Source organism: Kitasatospora sp. NPDC057518 (assembly GCF_042802075.1).
Lineage (GTDB): Bacteria > Actinomycetota > Actinomycetes > Streptomycetales > Streptomycetaceae > Kitasatospora.
Map to the genome: position 1 here is coordinate 1 of NZ_JBHVEU010000717.1, position 1,413 is coordinate 1,413.

The following is a 1,413-nucleotide window of genomic DNA, read 5'->3' on the forward strand; positions in this document are numbered from 1 at the left end:
GGGTGAGGAGGGTGCGTCGGGTGAGGTCGGGGTGGGTCATGCGGGGTGGTCTCCTTGGTGGTGTGGGTGGTTGGTGGTGGGGGGTGGTGGGCGGGGCTGGTTGGTGCGGGGCTTGCGGGGCGGGTGCCCTGGTGGGTGTTAAGTCTCTTTAGTGCCGGGGTGGTTCGGTGTGGTGTCCGGGCCGGTGGTGGTGGCGTTCTGGCCGGGCGGCGGTGTCCGGTGGTGCGGGTGGTTGTCGGGGTCCTGGCCGTGGCCGGTCTGGTTGCCGGTCTTCGGTTCGCGGCTGGTTCCGGGTGGTTGCTGTCCGGTGGTGCGGGGCTTCGGGGGCGGCGTCCCGGGCGGGTGATTCCTGAAGTCCCGTTCGTGGCGGGTTGGTTGTGGCTGTCCGGGGTGGTGCCCGGGGTGGTTCCGTCGGTGGTCCGGTGGTGTCCGGGTGTGCTGGGTGGTGTCCTTGGGCGGGCGGGTCGCGGGGTGCTTGGTGGTCCGGGGTGGTGGGGGAGAGGGGTGACCGACCGGGTTATCGGGCCGGTCGGCGAAGTGAAGTCCCTTTCGTTTCGGGCCTGTTGACGGTGGTGCGGGGACTTGCTTTCCCTGCCTGCCTGCCTGCCTGCCTGCCTGCCTGCCGGTCCTGTTCGGCCCCCTGTCGGTTTTTCTGGTGTTGCTGTCCTGCGACGGCGCCCGTCCGTGCCGGTTTCTGCCGGGGCTACCGGCCTTGCCGGCTCTGCCGTTTCGCTCTTTCTGTCCTGCTTCAGCCGGTCGTACTTGCCGCTTCTGCCGGTCTCACCGCGGTGGTTGTACCGGTTGCTCCTGCCGACTGCTTTTACCGGTCCCGTCGTTGCCAGTGCACGGCTTCATCGGTTCCGGTCGTGCTGGTCTTTTCGGTTCTGCCGGCCGGTTCCCTGTTGATCTGATCGTCGTGGCTTTGCCGGCCGTTCCTGTTGTCGGTGCTGGTCCTGGTGTCCTGGTTTTGCGGGTGTCGGCGGTGGTTCCTGCCGGTCCCGTCGCCCAGGTGGACCGGCCCTTCTCGGTCGTGCCGTGCTGCGAGTACGTCCGTCCGTGCTGGCTCCTGCTGGTGCTGCCGGCCCTGTCGGCGTCACCGGCCCGGTCCTGGCGGCTGCCCGGGTGGCTCTGCTGGCCCGGTCGTTCCGGCGCTGCCTGTTTGCTGGTGGTACTGGTTGTGGTGGCGGGGGCCGGCTTTGTTGCTGTTGTGCTCCAGCTGGTCGCGCCGGCCGGTCTTGTTGGTCCGGCTGTAGTGGCTGTACCGGCTCTCCTGCTGGGCCGTTCCTGCTGGCCCGTGCCGACCGCTTCCAGCGCTCTGGGCTTTGCCGGCCGTTCCTGTTGTCGGTGCTGGTCCTGGTGTCCTGGTTTTGCGGGTGTCGGCGGTGGTTCCTGCCGGTCCCGTCGCCCAGGTGG